The sequence below is a fragment of the Enterobacter sp. K16B genome, assembly GCF_020216105.1.
Lineage (GTDB): Bacteria > Pseudomonadota > Gammaproteobacteria > Enterobacterales > Enterobacteriaceae > Enterobacter > Enterobacter sichuanensis.
Window position 1 is genome coordinate 23,560 of the sequence record NZ_JAIWJZ010000012.1, and the last position, 18,825, is coordinate 42,384.

Genomic DNA, 18,825 nt, shown 5'->3' on the forward strand with positions numbered 1-18,825 from the left:
TCTGAAAGGGCTGTTGCTATTCTCAGGTCATCAGCAACACATCATCGGGAGTCTTTATGTCTGCGAACGAACTCGTTACTGAATTTCTGCTGGCGGCAGAGCAGGGCAATGCCGACGCGCTAAAAGCCTGTCTGGAGAAAGGCGTGGATATTAACGCCACCAACCGTCAGAAAAGAACCGCGATTATTCTTGCCAGCCTGAACAAACATTATTCCTGTGTGTCCTTATTAATTGATGCCGGCGCGGATATTGATAAACAGGACCAGACCTGTTTTAACCCCTTCCTGATTAGCTGCCTGACCAACGATATCACCCTCCTGCGGCTGATATTACCCGCGAACCCGGACCTCGACCGCCTGACCCGCTTCGGCGGCGTGGGCATTACCCCTGCCAGTGAAAAAGGGCACGTGGACATTGTGCGTGAGCTGCTGGAAAAAACCGATATTAACGTCAACCACACCAACTTTGTCGGCTGGACGCCGCTGCTGGAAGCCATCGTATTAAATGACGGCGGAGCGAAGCAGCAGGAGATTGTGAAGCTGCTGCTGGAACACGGCGCGAACCCGCATATGACCGACAAATACGGCAAAACGCCGCTCGAACTGGCGCGGGAAAAAGGCTACCACGAGATAGCCGACCTGCTGCTGGCGGCGGGCGCATAACGTATTCGGCCAGCCTTTTCCGGCTGGCCAGTAATTAAAAACGCATTTTTACCGACGTGTATTTCGCACGACGGCGGCCCCCTTTTATCCGCTCTCAGGAGAAAATAATGCCCACGAAAATCGTGATTAAAAAGAACACGTATTTTGACTCCGTCTCATTAATGTCCGTTTCCACCAAAGCCAATAAATTGCCGGGCGTCGAGCAGGCCTTTGTGGCCATGGCGACGGAGATGAATAAAGGCGTCTTAAAAAGCCTCGGACTGTTAACGCCGGAATTAAATGAGGCTAAAAACGGCGATCTGATGATCGTGATTAAAGGCGACGCGGCCAATGATGAAACCCTGGCGGCGATTGAGGCGCTGTTCACGCGTAAAGAACGCCAGGGCGCTCATGAAGCACGCTACGCCACGATTGCCAGCGCCAAAACCCATCGTCCTGATGTCAATCTTGCGGTCATTTCGGTCAACGGAACCTTTGCCGCCCGTGAAGCGCGTCAGGCGCTGGAAAACGATCTTAACGTGATGCTGTTCTCCGATAACGTGTCGCTCGACGACGAGCTGGCGCTGAAGCAGCTGGCTCATCAGAAAGGCTTGCTGATGATGGGACCGGACTGCGGCACCGCCATTATCAACGGCGCGGGGCTGTGCTTCGCCAACGCGGTACGCCGCGGGCCCATTGGGATTGTCGGCGCATCCGGTACCGGCAGCCAGGAGCTGAGCGTGCGCATCCATGAATTTGGCGGCGGCGTATCGCAGCTGATTGGCACCGGCGGGCGCGATCTCAGCGAGAAGATCGGCGGCCTGATGATGCTCGACGCCATCAGGATGCTGGAGGCCGACGAGGGCACAGAGGTGATTGCGCTGATCTCCAAGCCGCCAGCCCCCGCCGTGGCCGAAAAAGTGCTGGCCCGCGCGCGCGCATGCCGCAAGCCCGTTGTCGTCTGTTTCCTTGGGCGCAATGAGCCGCCAGCAGATGAAGACGGACTGCAGTTTGCGCGCGGCACCAAAGAGGCGGCCCTGAAGGCCGTCCTGCTCACCGGCATCAAAAAATCGTCTCTGGACCTGCACCCGCTCAACTGGCCGTTGATTGAAGCGGTGCGCGCCCGCCTGACCCCGCAGCAGAAATACATTCGCGGCCTGTTCTGCGGCGGCACCCTGTGCGATGAAGCGATGTTCGCGGCGCTGGAAAAATTCGACGACGTCTACAGCAACATTCAACCGGATCCGGCGAAGCGCCTGCGCGATATCAGCGTCAGCCAGGGCCATACCTTCCTCGATTTTGGCGATGACGATTTCACCAACGGCAAGCCGCACCCGATGATCGACCCGACCAACCGCATCAGCCGCCTGCTGCAGGAAGCGCGCGATCCGGAAGTGGGGGTGATTGTGATGGACTTCGTGCTGGGCTTCGGCGCGCACGAGGATCCGGTTGGGGTGATGCTCGACGCCATCAAAGAGGCGCAGGCCATTGCGAAAGCCGATAACCGTCCGCTGGAGATCCTCGGCTACGTGCTGGGTACCGATCAGGATCCGCAGCCGCTGGCGCAGCAGTGCCAGCGGCTCACCGATGCCGGCGTCATCTGGGCCAGCAGCAGTACCAACACCGGATTACTGGCCCGTGAATTTGTCTGCAAAGGGGAGAAAGCATAATGACCACTTTATTTAACCAGCCGCTGGACGTGATTAACGTAGGCATCGCGATGTTCAGTGACGATCTCAAAAAACAGCACGTTCCCGTCACCCAGCTCGACTGGACGCCGCCGGGGCAGGGCAATATGCAGGTTGTTGAGGCGCTCGACCAGCTGGCACAAAAACCGCTGGCGGAGAAGATCGCCGCCGCCAACCAAATCGCTCTTGAGCGCATCATTCAGTCTCATCCGGTGCTGGTGGGCTATGACCAGGCGATTAACGTTGTACCGGGGATGACCCGCACTACCATCCTGCATGCTGGTCCGCCTGTGACCTGGGAAAACATGTGCGGAGCGATGAAGGGTGCTGTCACCGGCGCGCTGGTGTTTGAAGGGCTGGCGACGGATCTGGAGGACGCGGCCAGGCTGGCGGCCTCCGGGGAGATCACCTTCTCGCCGTGCCACGAGCACGACTGCGTGGGCTCCATGGCGGGCGTCACCTCTGCGTCGATGTTTATGCACATTGTTGAGAACAAAACCTATGGCAACCGCGCGTTCACCAACCTCAGCGAGCAGATGGCGAAGATCCTGCGCATGGGCGCCAACGACCAGAGCGTAATCGACCGTCTGAACTGGATGCGCGACGTGCTCGGCCCGATGCTGCGCGACGCCATGAAGATTATCGGTGAAATCGACCTGCGTCTGATGCTGGCCCAGGCGCTGCACATGGGCGATGAGTGCCACAACCGCAACAACGCGGGCACCACGCTGCTGATCCAGGCGCTGACGCCGGGGCTGATTCAGGCGGGCTACCCGGTTGAGCAGCAGCGCGAGGTGTTTGAGTTTGTTGCCAGCAGTGACTACTTCTCCGGCCCGACGTGGATGGCAATGTGTAAGGCCGCGCTGGATGCCGCCCACGGCATTGAATACAGCACCGTGGTCACCACCATGGCGCGTAACGGCTACGAGTTTGGCCTGCGCATCTCCGGCCTGCCGGGACAGTGGTTCACCGGCCCGGCGCAGCAGGTGATTGGCCCTATGTTTGCGGGCTATAAGCCGGAAGATTCCGGGCTGGATATTGGCGACAGTGCAATTACCGAAACCTACGGCATCGGCGGCTTTGCGATGGCAACGGCCCCGGCGATTGTCGCCCTCGTGGGTGGCACGGTGGAGGAAGCCATCGACTTTTCCCGCCAGATGCGTGAAATCACCCTCGGCGAAAACCCGAACGTCACCATTCCGCTGCTCTCGTTTATGGGGATCCCGAGCGCCATCGACATCACCAAAGTCGCCGGCAGCGGCATTCTGCCGGTCATCAACACCGCCATTGCCCACAAAGACGCGGGCATCGGCATGATTGGGGCGGGCATTGTTCACCCGCCGTTTAGCTGTTTTGAAAAGGCGCTGTTGACCTTCCGCGATCGCTACTTTTTATAAGGCATGCATCCATGAAAAACATGAAACTGGAGTGGAAAAGAGGTGACTGGGCGGCCTATTTCGGGTTGATGACCAACAACCTGACCAATTTGCTGACCATGATGGGGTTGCTCATTTTTGTCGTCGGCATCCCGAAGGAGATTGTTTATGGACGCATTGCGCCCGCCTTCGGGCTGGCGGTGCTGGCGGCGAGTATTTGCTACGCATGGTTCGGCATGCAGATGGCGCGCCAGACCGGGCGCACGGATGTGACCGCGCTGCCGTCCGGCCCCAGCGCACCGTCAATTTTTACCGTGACCTTCCTTGTCCTGATGCCGGTGTATCAGCAAACGGGCGATGCGGAGTTCGCCATTCAGATTGGCCTGGTGTGGTGCTTTGTTGAGGCGATGATCCTGGCGGGCGGTTCGTTTTTAGGGGAAACCATCCGCAAGATGATCCCGCGTACCGTGCTGCTATCGTGCCTGTCCGGCCTGGGCCTGCTGCTGCTGGCGATGAACCCGATGCTGCAGGCGTTCGAAGCGCCCACCGTGTCGTTCATCGTCCTGCTGCTGATCTTCATCAACTGGTTCGGTAAAAAGCCTATTTTTGCCCGCATCCCGACAGGGTTGCTGCTGCTGATTGCCGGCACGGCCCTGGCGTGGATCTCCGGCCTGCAAAGCCCGGAGGCGATTAAAGCCTCGATGTCATCGTTCGGCTTTAACCCGCCGCAGGTGCATGTGGAAGGGTTCCTGCAGGGGCTGCCGCACGCGCTGCCGTATCTTGCCTCGGCAGTTCCGCTGGGCCTGGCGAACTATATCTTTGACCTGGAGAACATCGAAAGCGCCCACGCGGCGGGGGACGAATACCCGACCCGCAAGGTGATGCTGGCGAACGGTCTGGCGTCGATGCTTGGTTGCCTGATGGGCAATCCGTTCCCGGTCACGGTCTATGTCGGCCATCCGGGCTGGAAAGCGATGGGGGCGAGTATCGGCTACACGCTGGCTTCCGGCGTGACCATGTTCATCGTGCCGCTGTTCGGGCTGGGGGCGTTTATGCTCGCCATCATTCCGATGACCGCCATCGTGCCGATTCTGGTGTTTATCGGCGTCGTCACCGCCAACCAGGTGGTGCGGGAAACGCCGAAGGTGGAGGTCCCCGTCATCTTCATCTGCCTGTTCCCGTGGATCGCCAACTGGGCGCTGACCATGATGAACAGCGTGATGGGCGCGGCCGGGACAAGTGCGGCGAAAATCGGCACCGACGTGCTGCACAGTAAAGGGATCTACTACGAAGGGCTGATGCATCTCGGAAACGGCGCGCCGCTGGCCAGTATGCTCTGGGGCTGTATCGCCATCTTTGCCATCATTAACAAACCGCTGCGCGGGGCTGTCGCTGCCGCGGGGGGCGCGCTGCTGGCGCTGTTTGGCGTCATCCACGCCCCGGTAGTGGGCTTTGCCGAAGGCAGTTCGCTGATGTTCGTGACGGCCTACCTGATGATGGGCGGTATGTTTGTGGCGAAGCATGTACTGGATAGCCGCGAAACGGCGAGCGTCGAACCCGGCCCGATTGTGAAGGAAAACGTATGAAAGCGCTTATGGTCGTCGCCATTGGCGGCAACAGCATTATCAAAGACAACGCCAGCCAGTCGGTTGAGCATCAGGCGCAGGCGGTGAAAGCGGTGGCAGAGTCGGTGCTGGAAATGCTGGCCTCGGACTATGACATCGTGCTGACCCACGGTAACGGCCCTCAGGTCGGGCTGGATCTGCGCCGCGCCGAAATCGCCCACGAGCGGGAAGGGCTGCCGCTGATGCCGCTGGCGAACTGCGTGGCGGACACGCAGGGAGGAATCGGCTATCTGATCCAGCAGGCGCTCAACAACCGCCTGGCCGCCCGCGGGGAGCAAAAAGCGGTCACGGTCGTCACGCAGGTGGAGGTGGATAAAAACGATCCCGGCTTCAGCCATCCGACCAAACCCATCGGCGCGTTCTTCAGTGAGGCGCAGCGTGATGAACTGCAGCAGGCGCACCCGGACTGGCACTTTGTTGAAGATTCAGGCCGGGGCTATCGCCGCGTGGTGGCGTCACCCCAGCCGCTGCGCATCGTTGAAGCGGAGGCTATCAAAGCGTTAACGCAAAAAGGTTTTGTGGTGATCGGCGCGGGCGGCGGCGGGATCCCCGTTGTGCGCTCGGCGCAGGGCGATTACCAGAGCGTGGATGCGGTGATTGATAAAGATCTCTCCACCGCGCTGCTGGCGCGCGAGATCCGCGCCGACGTGCTGGTTATCACCACCGGGGTGGAGAAGGTGTGCATCAACTTCGGCAAGCCGAGCCAGCAGGCACTGGACACCGTCAACGTGGCGCAGATGACGCGCTACATGGAAGAGGGACATTTCCCGGCGGGCAGCATGCTGCCCAAAATTGTCGCCTCGCTGGCGTTTTTACACCACGGCGGCAAGCGCGTGATCATCACCTCGCCGGACTGCCTGCCCGCCGCGCTGCGCGGGGAAACCGGCACCCACATTGTTAATGAAGGAAGATAAGATGAGTGAGAACAAAAGCCGCCGTGAATTCATTAGCCAGAGCGGCAAAATGGTCACCGCCTGCGCGCTGTTTGGCGCGACCGGATCCGTCGCGTATGCTGCTGATTCCGCAAAGCCACTCTGCGAGACCGGTAAACCGATGACCATCACCGCAAAACATTACTATCTGGACAACGTGCTGCTTGAAGCCGGGTTCAACTTTGACGGCAGCGTGGCGACAAGTACCCGCACTGAGCTGAAAACGCTGGAGATTAAAGACGGCAAGATCGTCGCCCTGCGCGACAACAAAAGCCACGCGGTCGCCTCGCTGCCGCACTATGACGCAGGCGGCAAGCTGATGCTTCCGGCAATGCGCGACATGCATATCCACCTGGATAAAACGTTTTACGGCGGACCATGGCGGTCGCTCAACCGCCCGGCGGGCACCACCATTCAGGACATGATCCGTCTTGAGCAGAAGCTGCTGCCGGAGCTACAGCCATACACCCAGGCGCGGGCGGAAAAGCTGATCGACCTCATCCAGTCGAAAGGCTCTACCATCGCCCGCAGCCACTGCAATATCGAGCCGACCTCCGGCCTGAAGAATCTGGAAAACCTGCAGGCGGTTTTATCGCGCCGCAAGCCCGGCTTTGACTGTGAAATCGTCGCTTTCCCGCAGCACGGGCTGCTGCTGTCAAATTCCGAAAAGCTGATGCGTGAGGCGATGCAGGCCGGGGCGCACTACGTGGGCGGGCTGGATCCTACCAACGTCGATGGCGCGATGGAGAAATCCCTCGATACCATGTTCCAGATTGCGCTGGACTACGACAAAGGGGTTGATATTCATCTGCATGAAACCAGCCCGGCGGGCGTGGCGGCGGTGAATTACATGGTGGAAACCGTGGAAAAAACGCCGGCGCTGAAGGGCAAACTGACCATCAGTCACGCCTTTGCGCTGGCGACGCTTAACGAACAGCAGGTGGATGATATCGCCATCCGCATGGCGGCGCAGCAGGTGACCATCGCCTCTACCGTACCGATTGGCACGTTGCATATGCCGCTGAAGCAGCTGCGGGATAAAGGCGTGTTTGTGATGACGGGCACCGACAGCGTGATCGACCACTGGTCGCCATACGGTCTGGGGGATATGCTGGAAAAAGCCAATATTTATGCCCAGCTCTACATCCGCCCGAACGAGCAGACCCTTTCCCGCGCATTAGGTATTGCCACCGGCGACGTGCTGCCGCTCAACGACAAAGGCGAGCGCGTGTGGCCAAAAGCGCAGGACGACGCCAGCTTTGTGCTGGTGGACGCCTCCTGCTCCGCCGAAGCCGTAGCGCGCATTTCCCCGCGTACTGCGACCTTCCATAACGGCAATCTGGTCTGGGGCTCGGTGGGCTAAAAGCGCGCCGGGTGACGCTGCGCTTACCCGGCCTACATTTGAATCGTAGGTCGGGTAAGGCGCAGCCGCACCCGACAATGCAGTTTACTGCTGTGCACAGCGCCTCAGTACCCCACCTTATACACCCGCCCGCTCTGCACGCCTTCCACGCTGCGGCGATAGGCTTGTGCCACCGTCGCGGCAGGCACGCTTTCGAAGCCCGGGAAGAAGCCATCGTAGGTTTCGACGGATTCGGTGAGCACCGTCGGGCTAATCAGGTTGATGCGGATCCCGCGCGGCAGCTCGCAGGCCGCGGCGCGCACAAACCCTTCCAGGGCCGCATTCACCGTGGTGGCATTCACGCCCTGAGCGATCGGCTCGTGCGCCACGATGCCGCTTATCAGGGTGATCGAGCCGCCTTCGTTCAGGTAGTGCTGGCCGGTCAGCGCCAGGCGCACCTGCCCGAGCAGTTTATCCTGTAAGCCCTGATTGAAGTCGCTGTCCTTCATGGTGGCCAGCGGGCCAAAGTAGAGCCCGCCGCTGGCGGAGACAATGGCATCCACCGGGCCGATTTTTTCAAACAGCGCCTGGACGCTTGCCTGCGAAGTAATATCCACCTGGTAGTCACCCTGCGTGCGGCCCACGCGGATCACCTCGTGGCGACGACTCAGCTCTTCACTTACCGCACGACCCACTGTACCGCTGGCACCAATAATGACGATTTTCATAGCCGACTCCTTCTGTTGTGAGCCTCCATTCTTTAATAAATCAAAAACCGGATAAACTGGGCTAAAGTTAGAAGATTGCTAACCAGAGGTTTGTAATATGGATAAGCTTCGCGGCATGGAGACCTTCATCGCCGTCGTGGAAAGCGGCAGCTTTACCGGTGCCGCATCCCGGCTGGAAATGTCGTCGGTGATGGTGGGGAAGTACATTGCATTGCTGGAATCGCAGCTCGGCACCCGTCTGCTGGAGCGTAATACGCGGCGGCAAAGTTTGACCGACGCCGGACGGGTCTATTATGACGAAGCAAAGCGGGTGCTGGAGCAGGTATCGATTGCCGAAAGCGCGGTGGAGCGTCTGCGCGCCGCACCGGCGGGTACCCTGCGCGTGACGGCACCTACGTCGTTTGGGGGCTGCGTTATTGCCCCGCTGACCGCAACGTTTTTGCAGCGCTACCCGGACGTGCGCGTGGAGCTGGATCTCACCAACCGGATGGTGGACCTGGTTGAGGAGGGTGTCGATCTGGCCATTCGCATTGGGGATATTCACAACGACGATCTGGTGGCGAAATATCTCTGCCCATACCGGATGGTGATCTGCGCCGCGCCGGACTATCTGGCGCGCTACGGCACGCCGCAAACACCCGCCGACCTGGTGAATCACCTTTGCCTCTCCCACAGCGTATGGACTGAGCGCAACGAGTGGCGGCTACCGGGTGTCGAAGGGGAGGTGCGCTGGAAGCGGGATGCGGTATTAAGATGCAACGACGGTTACGGGCTGCGGATGGCGGCACGCGCCGGAGCGGGGCTGTTGCTGCAGCCGGAAGTGCTGGTGGCGGAAGAGCTGGCAAGCGGCAGGCTGGTGCGGGTGCTGGAAAATTACATCCCGCAGCCGAGGCCGGTGCATCTGCTGTGGCGCCAGGATTTACGCCCGCTGCCTAAGCTTACGGAATTTATCGCTCATATTCTGCTAAGATTGGGCACACTATAAAAAAAGAAGGTAAGCAAACAATGTCTGTGAATAAACTCGCCAGCAGTGCGCAGGGCCTGCAATCATCTGCCATCCGTGAATTATTAAAACATAGCAAAATGGCAGGCGTTATTTCGCTGGGCGGGGGGATCCCTAACCCGGCCTTATTCGATCACGAAGGCCTGAAAATGGCCGCGGATGCCGTACTCTCACAGCATTTTGGCGAAGCCTTTCAGTACGGTCTGACCGAAGGCGTGCCGGGGCTGCGCGAAGAAATTCAGCGCATCTGTGAAGGGCGCGGCATTGCCTGTAAAGCCGATGACGTGGTAGTGACATCCGGTTCGCAGCAGTCCCTGGACGTGCTGGCGCGGGCGTTGATTAACCCCGGCGATACCGTCGTTGTCGAGCGCCCAACCTATCTCGCTGCCCTGCAGGTGTTCGGCCTGGCGCAGGCGAATTTTGAATCCGTAGGCACTGATGGCGACGGCATGATCGTCGACGAACTCGAAGCGCTGGTGAGCAAAAAAGCCATTAAAGCGGTTTATATTGTGCCGACCTTCGGCAACCCTGGCGGGGTTACGCTTTCTGAAGCGCGTCGTAAGAAGCTGGTGGAACTCTCGAAGCGCCATGACTTCGTGATCATCGAAGACGATCCGTACAGCGAAATTAACTACACCGATGAGCTCTTCTGTCCGTTAATTGCCCATGCCAAAGCTATCGGTAACGAAGAGAACGTGGTGTATACCTCCACCTTCTCTAAAATTCTCGCGCCGGGCACGCGCGTAGGCTGGGTGCTGGTGCCGGAGTGGCTGAAGCGCGCGGTGGTGAATCTGAAGCAAACCACCGACCTGCACACCAGCACCCTGTCGCAGCTGATGACCTACGAATACCTGAAAACCGGCCGTCTGCCGGATCAGATTAAAATGATCCGTGAGGCCTATCGTCAGAAATTCCAGACCTTCGCGACGGAACTGGAGGCGGAGCTGGGCGATGTGATGTCGTTCCACAAGCCAAAGGGCGGCATGTTCCTGTGGGCGAAAATGAACAACGGCATGAACACCACCCGCTGGCTGGAAAAAACGTTAAGTAATGGCGTAGTCTTTGTACCGGGCGAATTTTTCTACTGCAATGAGCCAGACCCTTCAACGCTGCGTATGTCGTTTGTCACGCCAACGGATGAAGATCTGAAAGAGGCGGTTCGTCGCCTGAAAAAATCGCTGTAAAAGACCTGCGCATAACGGTGGTTCTGCCGTTATGCGCAACAGGCGTTCAGGGCGGCAAGGCCGCGATCGTTCATGGTGATCTCCATGTTTGAATTTCTGATCGGTGTTGTGACGCACACCCCCGTCTGGGTGTGGGTGCTGTTTCTCTTCCTTCTCTCTCGCGGCATAAAAGCCCGCAAGCCCGCGACCGTGACCCTGGAGCGGCTTGCCATCATTCCAGGGATCTTTCTTGTCTGGGATATCTACGATCTGGTGGTCTATCGCCAGCTGACCTTTGTGACGGTAGCACTGTGGTTCGCAGGGATCGTTATCGGCGCGGCGCTGGGGTATGTCCTGATTAAGCGGACGGTTGTCACGCGTACGGATGCGCCGCGCACCCTGTTCCGTCAGGCTGATTACACGGCGCTACCGTTTATGATGCTGGCGTTTGGGGTGAAATATGTGCTGGGCGTCATGAGCGCCATCTCTCCCCAGACGCTGCAGCAGCCCGCGATGAGCGCGCTGGCAATTGTCTCCGGCGGCGTCTTTGCGGGCGTATTTATCGGCAAGTTTGTGCGCTATGTCGGGGTGTATAACAGCGTCGCCCTGAACCCGGCGGAGTAACGTTACTGTGTCGCGTGGGCCAGCGCGCGGTCTGATGCATTGCCGCTGAGGGCTCGCGTGACCTCATGGATCCGCCAGATTTTTCCTTCACGCAGCGCCGCAAACATGTACATCTCCAGTACGGCCTGATGACCCTCCGGATAGGTCACCGTTACGATATGCCGGTCTGCCAGAAGGTGGTTCTGGCAGCTTATCTCCTCCACGGTGAATGCGATCTCGCGGATCTGCGCGCGAACGTGGTTCAGGTGCTGCACAAAACCCTGATAATCAAGCGCATGGCCGTCTGTGAACTGCTGGTAGTCGGCAGTGAATACCTCTGCCGGATCGATTTCGCCTTTAAAGAGACCCGTCAGCAGGCAGGCCATGTTCTCGCGCTGTGCGCTGTTTTCTGCAGGGTCGAGCAGGGATGTGATAATACGCATGATGACTCCTTGTGTGGGTGAGCCACCATTATCCTTGACAGAGGAAGGCGCAGTTTCTGTAATACGTCGATGAATAACGATTTTCGGTCAAATGCGATGTTCAGCACTGAGATACTCAGTCATCCCGGCGGCTATCGTACTCCGTGGCACAGTCATCATCCCGGCCAGCTCTGGCGCATTCAAACAGGGCTGCTGGTGATTGAGACGCAGCAGGGGCGCGCGGTGGTACCGGCAAAACATATCGGCTGGGTCCCGCCCGGCCAGCAGCACGCCGCCTTTGCGGAAAGCGCCGTTGAAGGCTGCGCGATCTACCTTGATCCTGAGCAGTGTGCTGCGCTTCCCGGTGCGCCTGCGCTTTTCGAACCCGACGATCTCACGCATGCGCTCTTTTCGCGTGTAAGCGCGGGAGGAAGTGAAGGCGATCCGCGAAAGCTCGCTCTGCTGCTGGATGAACTTGCCCTGGCGCCACAGGTCCGTTATTACCTGCCTGTACCGACAGATCCGCGCCTGAAGCACGTGGTCAGGCATCTGCTGCAGTTCGTCGATGATAACCAGACGGTTGAGGACCATGCCCGCCAGGCGGGGATGAGCGTGCGTACGTTCAACCGTCGGTTTCGTGCCGGGACCGGCATGAATTTCGTCAACTGGCGGCAGCTGGCGCGCGTTATGCAGGCAATGGAGTGGCTCGCGGCGGGAAAACCGGTGGGGTGGATCGCGCTGTCGTGCGGTTACAGCAGCGTCAGCGCATTTATTGAGGTATTCAGAGCATGGACCGGTAAAACGCCGGGACAGTGGGCGGTTAAAGAAGTCCCTTTTGGGCGAAGGTAATGCGCGTGGCGTCGTTGAGATCCAGCTCTTTAAACGATTCCGGATTAACCCAGGCGATCTCCTGAAACTCGTCATTAAACGTGACATCCCGGTTGGCACTGATGCAGTCGAAGATCAGATAGATCATGTAAATCTCCTCAGTTGTGCCATCGGCGTAGGTTTTCACCCTGATGTCATCGCGAAAAGCCCAGGGCGTGACCGAGACGATCTCCAGCGCTTCGCCCAGCTCTTCGCGGATCTCACGGCGTAACGCCTGTTCCATGGTTTCGCCCGGCTCCATTCCGCCGCCGGAGAGAGCCCACTGGCCGGGGAATACGCCGCGATCGTCGGCCATTTTACACAGCAGGTAGGCACCGTCGTTCTGGATGATGGGGCTGACAATGGTTCGTTGGCGCATGATTTCTTCCTGAAAAATGAATTTGGTTACTTTAGCAGACAGGGGGTGGTGGTTATGTTAGGGGTATTCAATTCTCGCTTCCTGGTTTTCTGCGTTTTGTTGCAGATTCAGCCAGAATTCAACGCTGGTATCGAATACGTTCGCCAGTCTTATGGCCAAATCAACGGTGAGTTTGATTTTATTGTTTACCAGCGCACTGGCAGTGGTGTGATCGGTGTTTAATCTATCTGCCAGTTCTGAGATGCCGAGATTGAGTGGCTTAAGATAATCGTGCAGCAACACTTCGCCTGGTGTGATTGAAATGCGTAATTTTTTCTGGTTATTCATCATTAACATCCTGTTTATAAATACAAAATAAGTGTGGTTTGATGCTCTCTCCCGGCCGGGAGGGGAAGAAAGAGTTAAAATATCAATGATTTTAATTCATAACTCAGTAGTTGTAATTATATACTGAAGTATTCCATTGAATTCATTACATGTTTGTAAAACACCGGGAGCTATTTTGTCTATTATTTCAAATGTTCTGTTTTTCGTATTGTAAAGAAAAAATGACATACTATCCTCTCCAAGTATGACATTATCTTTTAAGTCAGAGTCTATAAATATTTCATTATCTCTAGCGTTAAAGTTCATCAGATAGATATTTGACCATAATAACTCACCATCAATAAATTGACTGAATCCATATATCGTCGCTGCATTAAATGTCAAACCATCAATCTTTTCGTAAAAGTATTTGATGTCATCTCTTTCTTCAAATAATCTTTTAATGTCTTTATGAACATTTTTCTTAATTTCATTCCATTCAGCCGGAGGTGTTTCTTTTTGCACAAAATCATATATTTCTTGAGTGATAGGAGGTGCAATATTATAATGATAAGTTATCATGTTGTTTTTTAATATTTTAATTGATTTGTCAAGGTCTTGGAATTTTAAGCTTTTCATTTGTACTACCTATTTTTTGAAAATGATCCCATTTGGCATAGGCCATAATGTATCAATGCTTTCACCAGGTATCAAATCTTTAGTTACTGATTTTTGTACTCCAGTTAATGCACCGTGATAAGGTTGGGCTTTTATTAAAATTAAATTATTAAAACTATTATCCCCACCATCATCAAGAGGTAATTTATGATGAACTTGCCAGGGATCGGGCACACCTCCACGCGCCATTAACTCGATTTGAGAAGGGTTAAAATAATTCTCTATGCCTGGTTCGATAGCTAAGCTTTTGATAAACTTATTCCTGACTGAATTATCGAATTCCTTCCTTAGTAATAAGTATTCATCACGTGGTCTACGAAGGTAATTTATTTCTTCAATTTTAACATCCTGCAAAAAAACTTTTGAATTTTTAGCCTTGCCTAAAAAAACTGTTAATTCATCACTCATCGCAGGATTCTTTACCAATAGAATAGATGCAGTCGCTATTCCTATTCCTATATTGGTATCTGTCATAACTCCTTTATAACCTTCTAAAGCTTCTCCCCCCAATTGTTCAGCAGTCTTTTTAAATCCCTCAATGTTACCATTATATACGCCGCCTGCCGCTAACAGACGTCCTACATTCTTATCATTCAATGTCTTAGTTGATTGAGTATGTTCCTCTGGTTCAATGTTACCGGGCACACCATACTGGATTTTCTGTGTTGGTCGTGGTTTTATTCCTCGATTTCGTTCCACTACTTCACGATATGCACTCATCACTGCATCACGGAACGAACTTTCCCACGGACCCGGCATAAAAGATTCATAAACAATTTCACCATTCTTATCAAAATAAAATGGATTTCTTGACCAACACCAGTGTTCACGTCTATCAACTGCAATATACCACCCTACCTGCAAATTTCTCTCAACCTCTTCATAAATGGGATCGTAATTTTCCCGCCTGTATCTCTGTCCGAAATATCTATCACCATCCCATTTCCTTTTAGGTAGTTCATAACGATTACTGCTACTCACTTTTCTGTAGTCTAATTCATAATAACAACAGGCAAGCTCCAACCCCCGTTTAGGGCTCACTATTTTTTCAAAATCAGTAAGTGTTGCACTACGTCTGAAGTCCCATACTCTATAAAGTTGAAACATATTCCCTCATCTTTATTTGAAATAAAAAATCATGAAAACTTATACATTGATATCATCTCCTGTAATATTTGCATATAAATAATATCCGAATTACATTATTCTGCAGTCCGGATATTTAAAAATATAATTGTTATTATTTTGTTATATTTTATTTACTTGTTGATTAATTATATCTGTGTATACCAGTTGTTTACGGCAAGATTGCGATTAAATTATAGCCAATTATTTTGAATGTTCCTCTCCCGAAGGGAGAGGAAGAAAACTATGTCAACCCAGCAACGCGACGCCAGCCTCCGTTCTCAGCCAGCGCGGGGCGGTGAGCTGGTCGGCAAAATAGCCCGTCAGTTCAAAGAGTAGATCCCCCATCACGCGGGCGGATTCGGGTGAGAGCACGCCAGCTATCAGCAGTTGTGTAATTTCCTCACAGTAGCGACAGAGTTGATCGGACTCGGCGTGGAATGCAGGTTCAGGTTCAGGAAACACATCGACGGTAAGCCGTTCCTCTAAGTGCTCAGGGATTGGCTCCAGCAGCATCGGGCGGAGCAGGGCGAGAGTTGAGGCAAGACGACCGCAGAGCGCTATTTTTCTTGCAGGATCGGTCTCTTCCACCAGCGCTTCGCAATAGCGTTGGCAGTTGTCGGCAAGTTCGGTGAAGTCGGTATTGTGGTCGAAAGGGGTCGCGAAAAGTGCGTTGCTGGTGGTCATCATTTTTCTCCAATCAGGTTGTTAACCCGACCACGGAAATGCCAATTTCCGGGTGGCAGGTCTGAACGGAGTTGGCATTACCGGCTTGGAGTGTACCGGCGCGTCTTGCGACGCCCCCGTCCAGCCCACCATTGGAATGTAGCCAGACGTGCGGCGTAACAAGGACTTACGCCGTCTCCAATCATAACCGGGATGCCAATCCCGACGCCAGATTTTGCTGGCGTGGGAGAAACATACGCCCGGTTAACCTTAATAAAAAGCAGGTTATCCTGGAGAAATGAAATCCTGCGAGGCGGCTTCAGAAAATGATGTAAGGTGTTTCATCACCGCTCCCTCAGCGCCTCTTTCGCCCGGTTAAACGGTTTAATCATGTAATCCAGCACCGTTTTCTCACCAGTCTTGATATCAACCGTCGCAATCATCCCAGGCACAATCGAGAAGCGTCTGCCCGCCTTATTCACCAGGTAATCCTGGCTGGTGCGGATAAACACCCGGTAATAGAACACCTCCGGCTTGGCTTCGTCCTGGATGGTGTCCGGGGAAATGGTCTCGACCACGCCGTGCAGCCCGCCGTAAATGGCGTAGTCGTAGGCCGTGATCTTCACCAGCGCTTCCTGGTTTGGATGGATAAACGCGATATCACGCGGCGATAGGCGGGTTTCGATCAGCAGATGGTCGTCCACCGGCACAATCTCCATCAGCTCGCCGTTGGGCGGGATCACGCCGCCGATGGTGGTGACCTTGATGTTTTTCACGATCCCGCGCACCGGGGATTTCACCGTCAGCCGCGTGACGGAATCCTGACGACCTTTCAGAACCGCCGCGACCATATCGACTTCCGCATTGGCTTTGGAAAGCGCCTCGCGCGCCTGCACGTAATACTGCGAACGCACGTCGGTGAGCTTCAGCTCCAGATCACTTTTCTGCCGCTGCAGGCGCAGCACCTCCACGTGGCTGGCGGCACCGGTTTTCACCAGCCGCTGGGTGATGGCCAGCTCTTTATTGGCGAGATCGAGCGCGGCGCGCAGCTCCCGCTGGGTATCCTCCAGCTGCGCACGTCGCGAGTTGTAGAGCCGCGTTTCGTCGGCAATCAGATCCGGCCATTTCGCCAGCGAAGGAGGAAACTTCAGCGGCAGATCGTTCACTTCGGCATACAGGCGGGCGCTGGAAGCCAGAGACGCGCGGTAGCGCGCCGCGCTTTCGCCGACGTTCGACTCGGAACGGGTAGGATCAAGGCGCGCCAGCACCTGCCCGGCCTGCACCTGATCGCCCTCGTGGACGTTCAGCTCGGTGAGGATCCCGCCGTCCAGCGACTGTAATACCTGCTCGCGCGAGCTGGGGATCACCTTCCCGGAGCCGGTGGATACCTCGTCCAGCACGCCAAACCACGCCCAGACCCCCAGCACCAGAAACATCAGTAATGAAAAGATCACGATCCGACGCGCGCCGGTGTAGCCGCTTTCGGAGTCGAGGGCGTTATCCAGATCGTCCATTGCCGCAACGTCACGCTGACTGATTTTCATTTTTCCACTCCCTTGCGGCGGCTGCCTGCTGTTGTTGCATGCGACTGTTGTTCAGCGCCTGCGCTTTCGGGGCATCCATCACCAGCATGCCATCCTTGAGCACGACCACCCGCTCGACCAGCTCCAGCACTGGTACGCGATGGGTGGCGACGATCAGGGTGCGGTTGCCGAGCCAGTCGCCCAGCCGCTGGATAAACTCCCGCTCGGTGTGCTCGTCCAGCGACGCGGTGGGTTCATCCATCAGCACGATATTCGGGTCGCGCAGCAGCATACGCGCCAGCAGAATCGACTGGCGCTGCCCGCCGGAGAGTCCTACGCCGTTTTCCATGATCGGGTAGTCGAGACCCTTCGGCAGCTTCTGCACAAAGCCCGCCGCGCCGGTCAGCTCCAGCGCCTCGAAAATCTCTTCATCGGTGGCGCGCGGCATACCGAGGGTGATGTTTTCACGCAGGGTGCCGTAAAACAGCCGCGCGTTCTGGGTCATAAAGCCGACGTTGCGCCGCACGTCGGCGACGTCGAGATGCGGCAGGCTGAAGTTGTCGAGTCGCAGTTCGCCGGCCGCCAGATCCATTCCGCCCGCCATCGCCTGCAGCAGGGTCGATTTCCCGGCGCCGTTGCGTCCGAGGATCGCCACTTTTTCGCCCGGTTTGATCTCCAGACGGTTGATGCGCAGCGCCATGCGCGGATCCTCCGGGTGATAGCGGAACTGCGCCTGTTCAAAGAGGTAGTGCCCGCGCAGCACATCCTGACGGATCGGCGTCTCTTCGCGCTGGTTCTCGGTGGGAAGCTGCATGATACTGTCCAGCCCCTCTTTTGCCGCTTTGACCTGCTGCCAGCGGGCCAGCACGCCGCACAGCGTCGCCATGGGGGCAATCATCCGCGAGGCCAGCATTGAGGCGGCCACCACCGAACCGGTGGTCAGGGTGCCGTCGATCACCATCGGCGCGCCGACCACGATCACGGCGGCATAAACCAGGCTCTGGATAGTCATCCCCCAGCTGATCAGGTTCTGCGTCAGCTCGCGGGTGCGCAGGCCGGATTCCGCGGTGATCTGGATATAGCTGTTCCACTGCTGCAAAAAGCGGTTTTCCGCCTGCATCAGCTTGATGTCTTCCAGCCCCTGCACGCTCTCCACCAGCACCGCGTTGCGCAGGGTCGATTCATGTGCCGACTGCTTCGCCAGCGCCGCCAGCTTCTTCTGCAGCAGCAGGCCGGGCAAAACCATGATCACCGCGGCAACCGGCGCGATCCACGCCAGCTGCGGGGCGATGATCGCCAGCACGACAACAAACAGCAGGAAGAAGGGCAGATCGACAATGGTGGAGATGGTGGAAGAGGTCACCATCTCGCGGATCTGCTCCAGCTCGCGCAGCTGCGAGATAAAGCTGCCGGTGGAGCGCGGAATCGCGCTGTTGCGCAGCCGCAGGGCGTGGCCGAAAACGCGGTCCGAGACGCGCAGATCTGAGCGCTTACCCAGCAGATCCATAATGTGCCCGCGCGCCACGCGCAGCACGAAGCCAAACAGGGTGGCAATGAGTACCCCGATGGTCAGGACGTAGAGCGTCGGATAGGACTGGGCGGGGATCACCCGGTCGTATACCTGCATGGAAAAGACAATCCCCGAAAGCGACAGCACGTTGATAAACAGCGCGGCGAGCATCACCCAGCTGTAGGGTCGCAGGTCGCGCATTACCAGCCGGTAGAGCCAGTCCGGACGGTATTTCGAGATATAGGCGT

At 56.4% G+C, this 18,825-nt stretch carries 19 protein-coding genes; 10 read left to right on the forward strand and 9 right to left on the reverse strand.

What is annotated here, in order from left to right:
• Window positions 1–56 precede the first annotated feature (56 nt).
• The 6 genes from LDK53_RS03550 (at window position 57) to LDK53_RS03575 (ending at window position 7,625) form a co-directional block, all read left to right on the forward strand.
• On the forward strand, window positions 57–662 hold the full coding sequence (locus tag LDK53_RS03550) for an ankyrin repeat domain-containing protein (protein ID WP_025759719.1): 606 nt from the start codon (window positions 57–59) through the stop codon (window positions 660–662).
• Between the two features lie 107 nt (window positions 663–769).
• Window positions 770–2,311: an acyl-CoA synthetase FdrA gene (fdrA, locus tag LDK53_RS03555; protein ID WP_225284396.1), complete on the forward strand. Its 1,542-nt coding sequence runs from the start codon at window positions 770–772 to the stop codon at window positions 2,309–2,311.
• Window positions 2,311–3,726, forward strand: a complete 1,416-nt coding sequence (locus LDK53_RS03560; protein ID WP_225284398.1) for a DUF1116 domain-containing protein — start codon at window positions 2,311–2,313, stop codon at window positions 3,724–3,726. The genes fdrA and LDK53_RS03560 overlap by 1 nt, the downstream gene beginning before the upstream one ends.
• A gap of 11 nt (window positions 3,727–3,737) precedes the next feature.
• Window positions 3,738–5,291, forward strand: a complete 1,554-nt coding sequence (locus tag LDK53_RS03565) for a xanthine permease (protein ID WP_225284401.1) — start codon at window positions 3,738–3,740, stop codon at window positions 5,289–5,291.
• On the forward strand, window positions 5,288–6,244 hold the full coding sequence (locus LDK53_RS03570) for a carbamate kinase family protein (protein WP_225284403.1): 957 nt from the start codon (window positions 5,288–5,290) through the stop codon (window positions 6,242–6,244). Before LDK53_RS03565 ends, LDK53_RS03570 begins: the two co-directional genes overlap by 4 nt.
• 1 nt (window position 6,245) lies before the next feature.
• Window positions 6,246–7,625: an amidohydrolase family protein gene (locus LDK53_RS03575; RefSeq protein WP_225284405.1), complete on the forward strand. Its 1,380-nt coding sequence runs from the start codon at window positions 6,246–6,248 to the stop codon at window positions 7,623–7,625.
• Window positions 7,626–7,729: 104 nt separating this feature from the next.
• Here the strand turns inward: LDK53_RS03575 and LDK53_RS03580 are convergent, their stop codons facing one another.
• Window positions 7,730–8,332 carry a short chain dehydrogenase gene (locus LDK53_RS03580; protein WP_025759711.1) on the reverse strand — a complete coding sequence of 201 codons (603 nt, stop codon included), beginning with the start codon at window positions 8,330–8,332 and terminating at the stop codon, window positions 7,730–7,732.
• Window positions 8,333–8,429: 97 nt separating this feature from the next.
• On the opposite strand from LDK53_RS03580, the gene LDK53_RS03585 reads away from it, so the two are divergent.
• The 3 genes from LDK53_RS03585 (at window position 8,430) to LDK53_RS03595 (ending at window position 11,122) form a co-directional block, all read left to right on the forward strand.
• Window positions 8,430–9,317, forward strand: a complete 888-nt coding sequence (locus LDK53_RS03585; RefSeq protein ID WP_094918842.1) for a LysR family transcriptional regulator — start codon at window positions 8,430–8,432, stop codon at window positions 9,315–9,317.
• Between the two features lie 20 nt (window positions 9,318–9,337).
• Entirely contained in the window at window positions 9,338–10,519 is a 1,182-nt protein-coding gene (locus LDK53_RS03590) for a PLP-dependent aminotransferase family protein (protein WP_225284407.1), read from the forward strand.
• Between the two features lie 84 nt (window positions 10,520–10,603).
• The gene (locus tag LDK53_RS03595) at window positions 10,604–11,122 is read left to right on the forward strand and encodes a DUF6622 family protein (RefSeq protein ID WP_095450559.1); all 519 of its coding nucleotides are present in this window, start codon (window positions 10,604–10,606) and stop codon (window positions 11,120–11,122) included.
• Between the two features lie 2 nt (window positions 11,123–11,124).
• Here LDK53_RS03595 and LDK53_RS03600 read toward each other — a convergent pair whose 3' ends face one another.
• Entirely contained in the window at window positions 11,125–11,544 is a 420-nt protein-coding gene (locus LDK53_RS03600) for a nuclear transport factor 2 family protein (RefSeq protein ID WP_225284409.1), read from the reverse strand.
• A 69-nt stretch (window positions 11,545–11,613) separates the two neighbouring features.
• On the opposite strand from LDK53_RS03600, the gene LDK53_RS03605 reads away from it, so the two are divergent.
• Window positions 11,614–12,372 (forward strand): helix-turn-helix domain-containing protein, encoded by a 759-nt coding sequence (locus LDK53_RS03605; RefSeq protein WP_225284420.1) that lies wholly within the window; start codon window positions 11,614–11,616, stop codon window positions 12,370–12,372.
• On the opposite strand, the gene nudI is transcribed toward LDK53_RS03605, so the two are convergent.
• From nudI to LDK53_RS03640, 7 genes are all read right to left on the reverse strand, one after another.
• Window positions 12,344–12,769, reverse strand: coding sequence for a nucleoside triphosphatase NudI (gene nudI / locus LDK53_RS03610; RefSeq protein ID WP_225284422.1), 426 nt, complete (start codon window positions 12,767–12,769; stop codon window positions 12,344–12,346). The two genes, LDK53_RS03605 and nudI, sit on opposite strands and share 29 nt — an antisense overlap.
• Window positions 12,770–12,826: 57 nt before the next feature.
• On the reverse strand, window positions 12,827–13,099 hold the full coding sequence (locus tag LDK53_RS03615; protein WP_225284432.1) for a HigA family addiction module antitoxin: 273 nt from the start codon (window positions 13,097–13,099) through the stop codon (window positions 12,827–12,829).
• A gap of 93 nt (window positions 13,100–13,192) precedes the next feature.
• Complete coding sequence (locus tag LDK53_RS03620) at window positions 13,193–13,714, reverse strand: YrhA family protein (protein ID WP_225284442.1); 522 nt, start codon at window positions 13,712–13,714, stop codon at window positions 13,193–13,195.
• 9 nt (window positions 13,715–13,723) lie between these two features.
• Window positions 13,724–14,860, reverse strand: coding sequence for an HNH endonuclease signature motif containing protein (locus LDK53_RS03625; protein WP_225284445.1), 1,137 nt, complete (start codon window positions 14,858–14,860; stop codon window positions 13,724–13,726).
• A 267-nt stretch (window positions 14,861–15,127) separates the two neighbouring features.
• Window positions 15,128–15,568: a hypothetical protein gene (locus LDK53_RS03630; RefSeq protein WP_225284454.1), complete on the reverse strand. Its 441-nt coding sequence runs from the start codon at window positions 15,566–15,568 to the stop codon at window positions 15,128–15,130.
• Between the two features lie 320 nt (window positions 15,569–15,888).
• The gene (locus LDK53_RS03635; protein ID WP_104557915.1) at window positions 15,889–17,058 is read right to left on the reverse strand and encodes an HlyD family efflux transporter periplasmic adaptor subunit; all 1,170 of its coding nucleotides are present in this window, start codon (window positions 17,056–17,058) and stop codon (window positions 15,889–15,891) included.
• Between the two features lie 10 nt (window positions 17,059–17,068).
• Window positions 17,069–18,825: type I secretion system permease/ATPase (locus LDK53_RS03640; RefSeq protein ID WP_225284455.1), on the reverse strand; the 1,757-nt coding region annotated here is incomplete at its 5' end.

Coding starts and splice junctions, on each gene's coding strand:
- LDK53_RS03550 (WP_025759719.1), top strand. CDS start 57: ATGTCTGCGAACGAACTCGTTACTGAATTTCTGCTGGCGGCAGAGCAG.
- fdrA (WP_225284396.1), top strand. CDS start 770: ATGCCCACGAAAATCGTGATTAAAAAGAACACGTATTTTGACTCCGTC.
- LDK53_RS03560 (WP_225284398.1), top strand. CDS start 2,311: ATGACCACTTTATTTAACCAGCCGCTGGACGTGATTAACGTAGGCATC.
- LDK53_RS03565 (WP_225284401.1), top strand. CDS start 3,738: ATGAAAAACATGAAACTGGAGTGGAAAAGAGGTGACTGGGCGGCCTAT.
- LDK53_RS03570 (WP_225284403.1), top strand. CDS start 5,288: ATGAAAGCGCTTATGGTCGTCGCCATTGGCGGCAACAGCATTATCAAA.
- LDK53_RS03575 (WP_225284405.1), top strand. CDS start 6,246: ATGAGTGAGAACAAAAGCCGCCGTGAATTCATTAGCCAGAGCGGCAAA.
- LDK53_RS03580 (WP_025759711.1), bottom strand. CDS start 8,332: ATGAAAATCGTCATTATTGGTGCCAGCGGTACAGTGGGTCGTGCGGTA.
- LDK53_RS03585 (WP_094918842.1), top strand. CDS start 8,430: ATGGATAAGCTTCGCGGCATGGAGACCTTCATCGCCGTCGTGGAAAGC.
- LDK53_RS03590 (WP_225284407.1), top strand. CDS start 9,338: ATGTCTGTGAATAAACTCGCCAGCAGTGCGCAGGGCCTGCAATCATCT.
- LDK53_RS03595 (WP_095450559.1), top strand. CDS start 10,604: ATGTTTGAATTTCTGATCGGTGTTGTGACGCACACCCCCGTCTGGGTG.
- LDK53_RS03600 (WP_225284409.1), bottom strand. CDS start 11,544: ATGCGTATTATCACATCCCTGCTCGACCCTGCAGAAAACAGCGCACAG.
- LDK53_RS03605 (WP_225284420.1), top strand. CDS start 11,614: ATGAATAACGATTTTCGGTCAAATGCGATGTTCAGCACTGAGATACTC.
- nudI (WP_225284422.1), bottom strand. CDS start 12,769: ATGCGCCAACGAACCATTGTCAGCCCCATCATCCAGAACGACGGTGCC.
- LDK53_RS03615 (WP_225284432.1), bottom strand. CDS start 13,099: ATGATGAATAACCAGAAAAAATTACGCATTTCAATCACACCAGGCGAA.
- LDK53_RS03620 (WP_225284442.1), bottom strand. CDS start 13,714: ATGAAAAGCTTAAAATTCCAAGACCTTGACAAATCAATTAAAATATTA.
- LDK53_RS03625 (WP_225284445.1), bottom strand. CDS start 14,860: ATGTTTCAACTTTATAGAGTATGGGACTTCAGACGTAGTGCAACACTT.
- LDK53_RS03630 (WP_225284454.1), bottom strand. CDS start 15,568: ATGATGACCACCAGCAACGCACTTTTCGCGACCCCTTTCGACCACAAT.
- LDK53_RS03635 (WP_104557915.1), bottom strand. CDS start 17,058: ATGGACGATCTGGATAACGCCCTCGACTCCGAAAGCGGCTACACCGGC.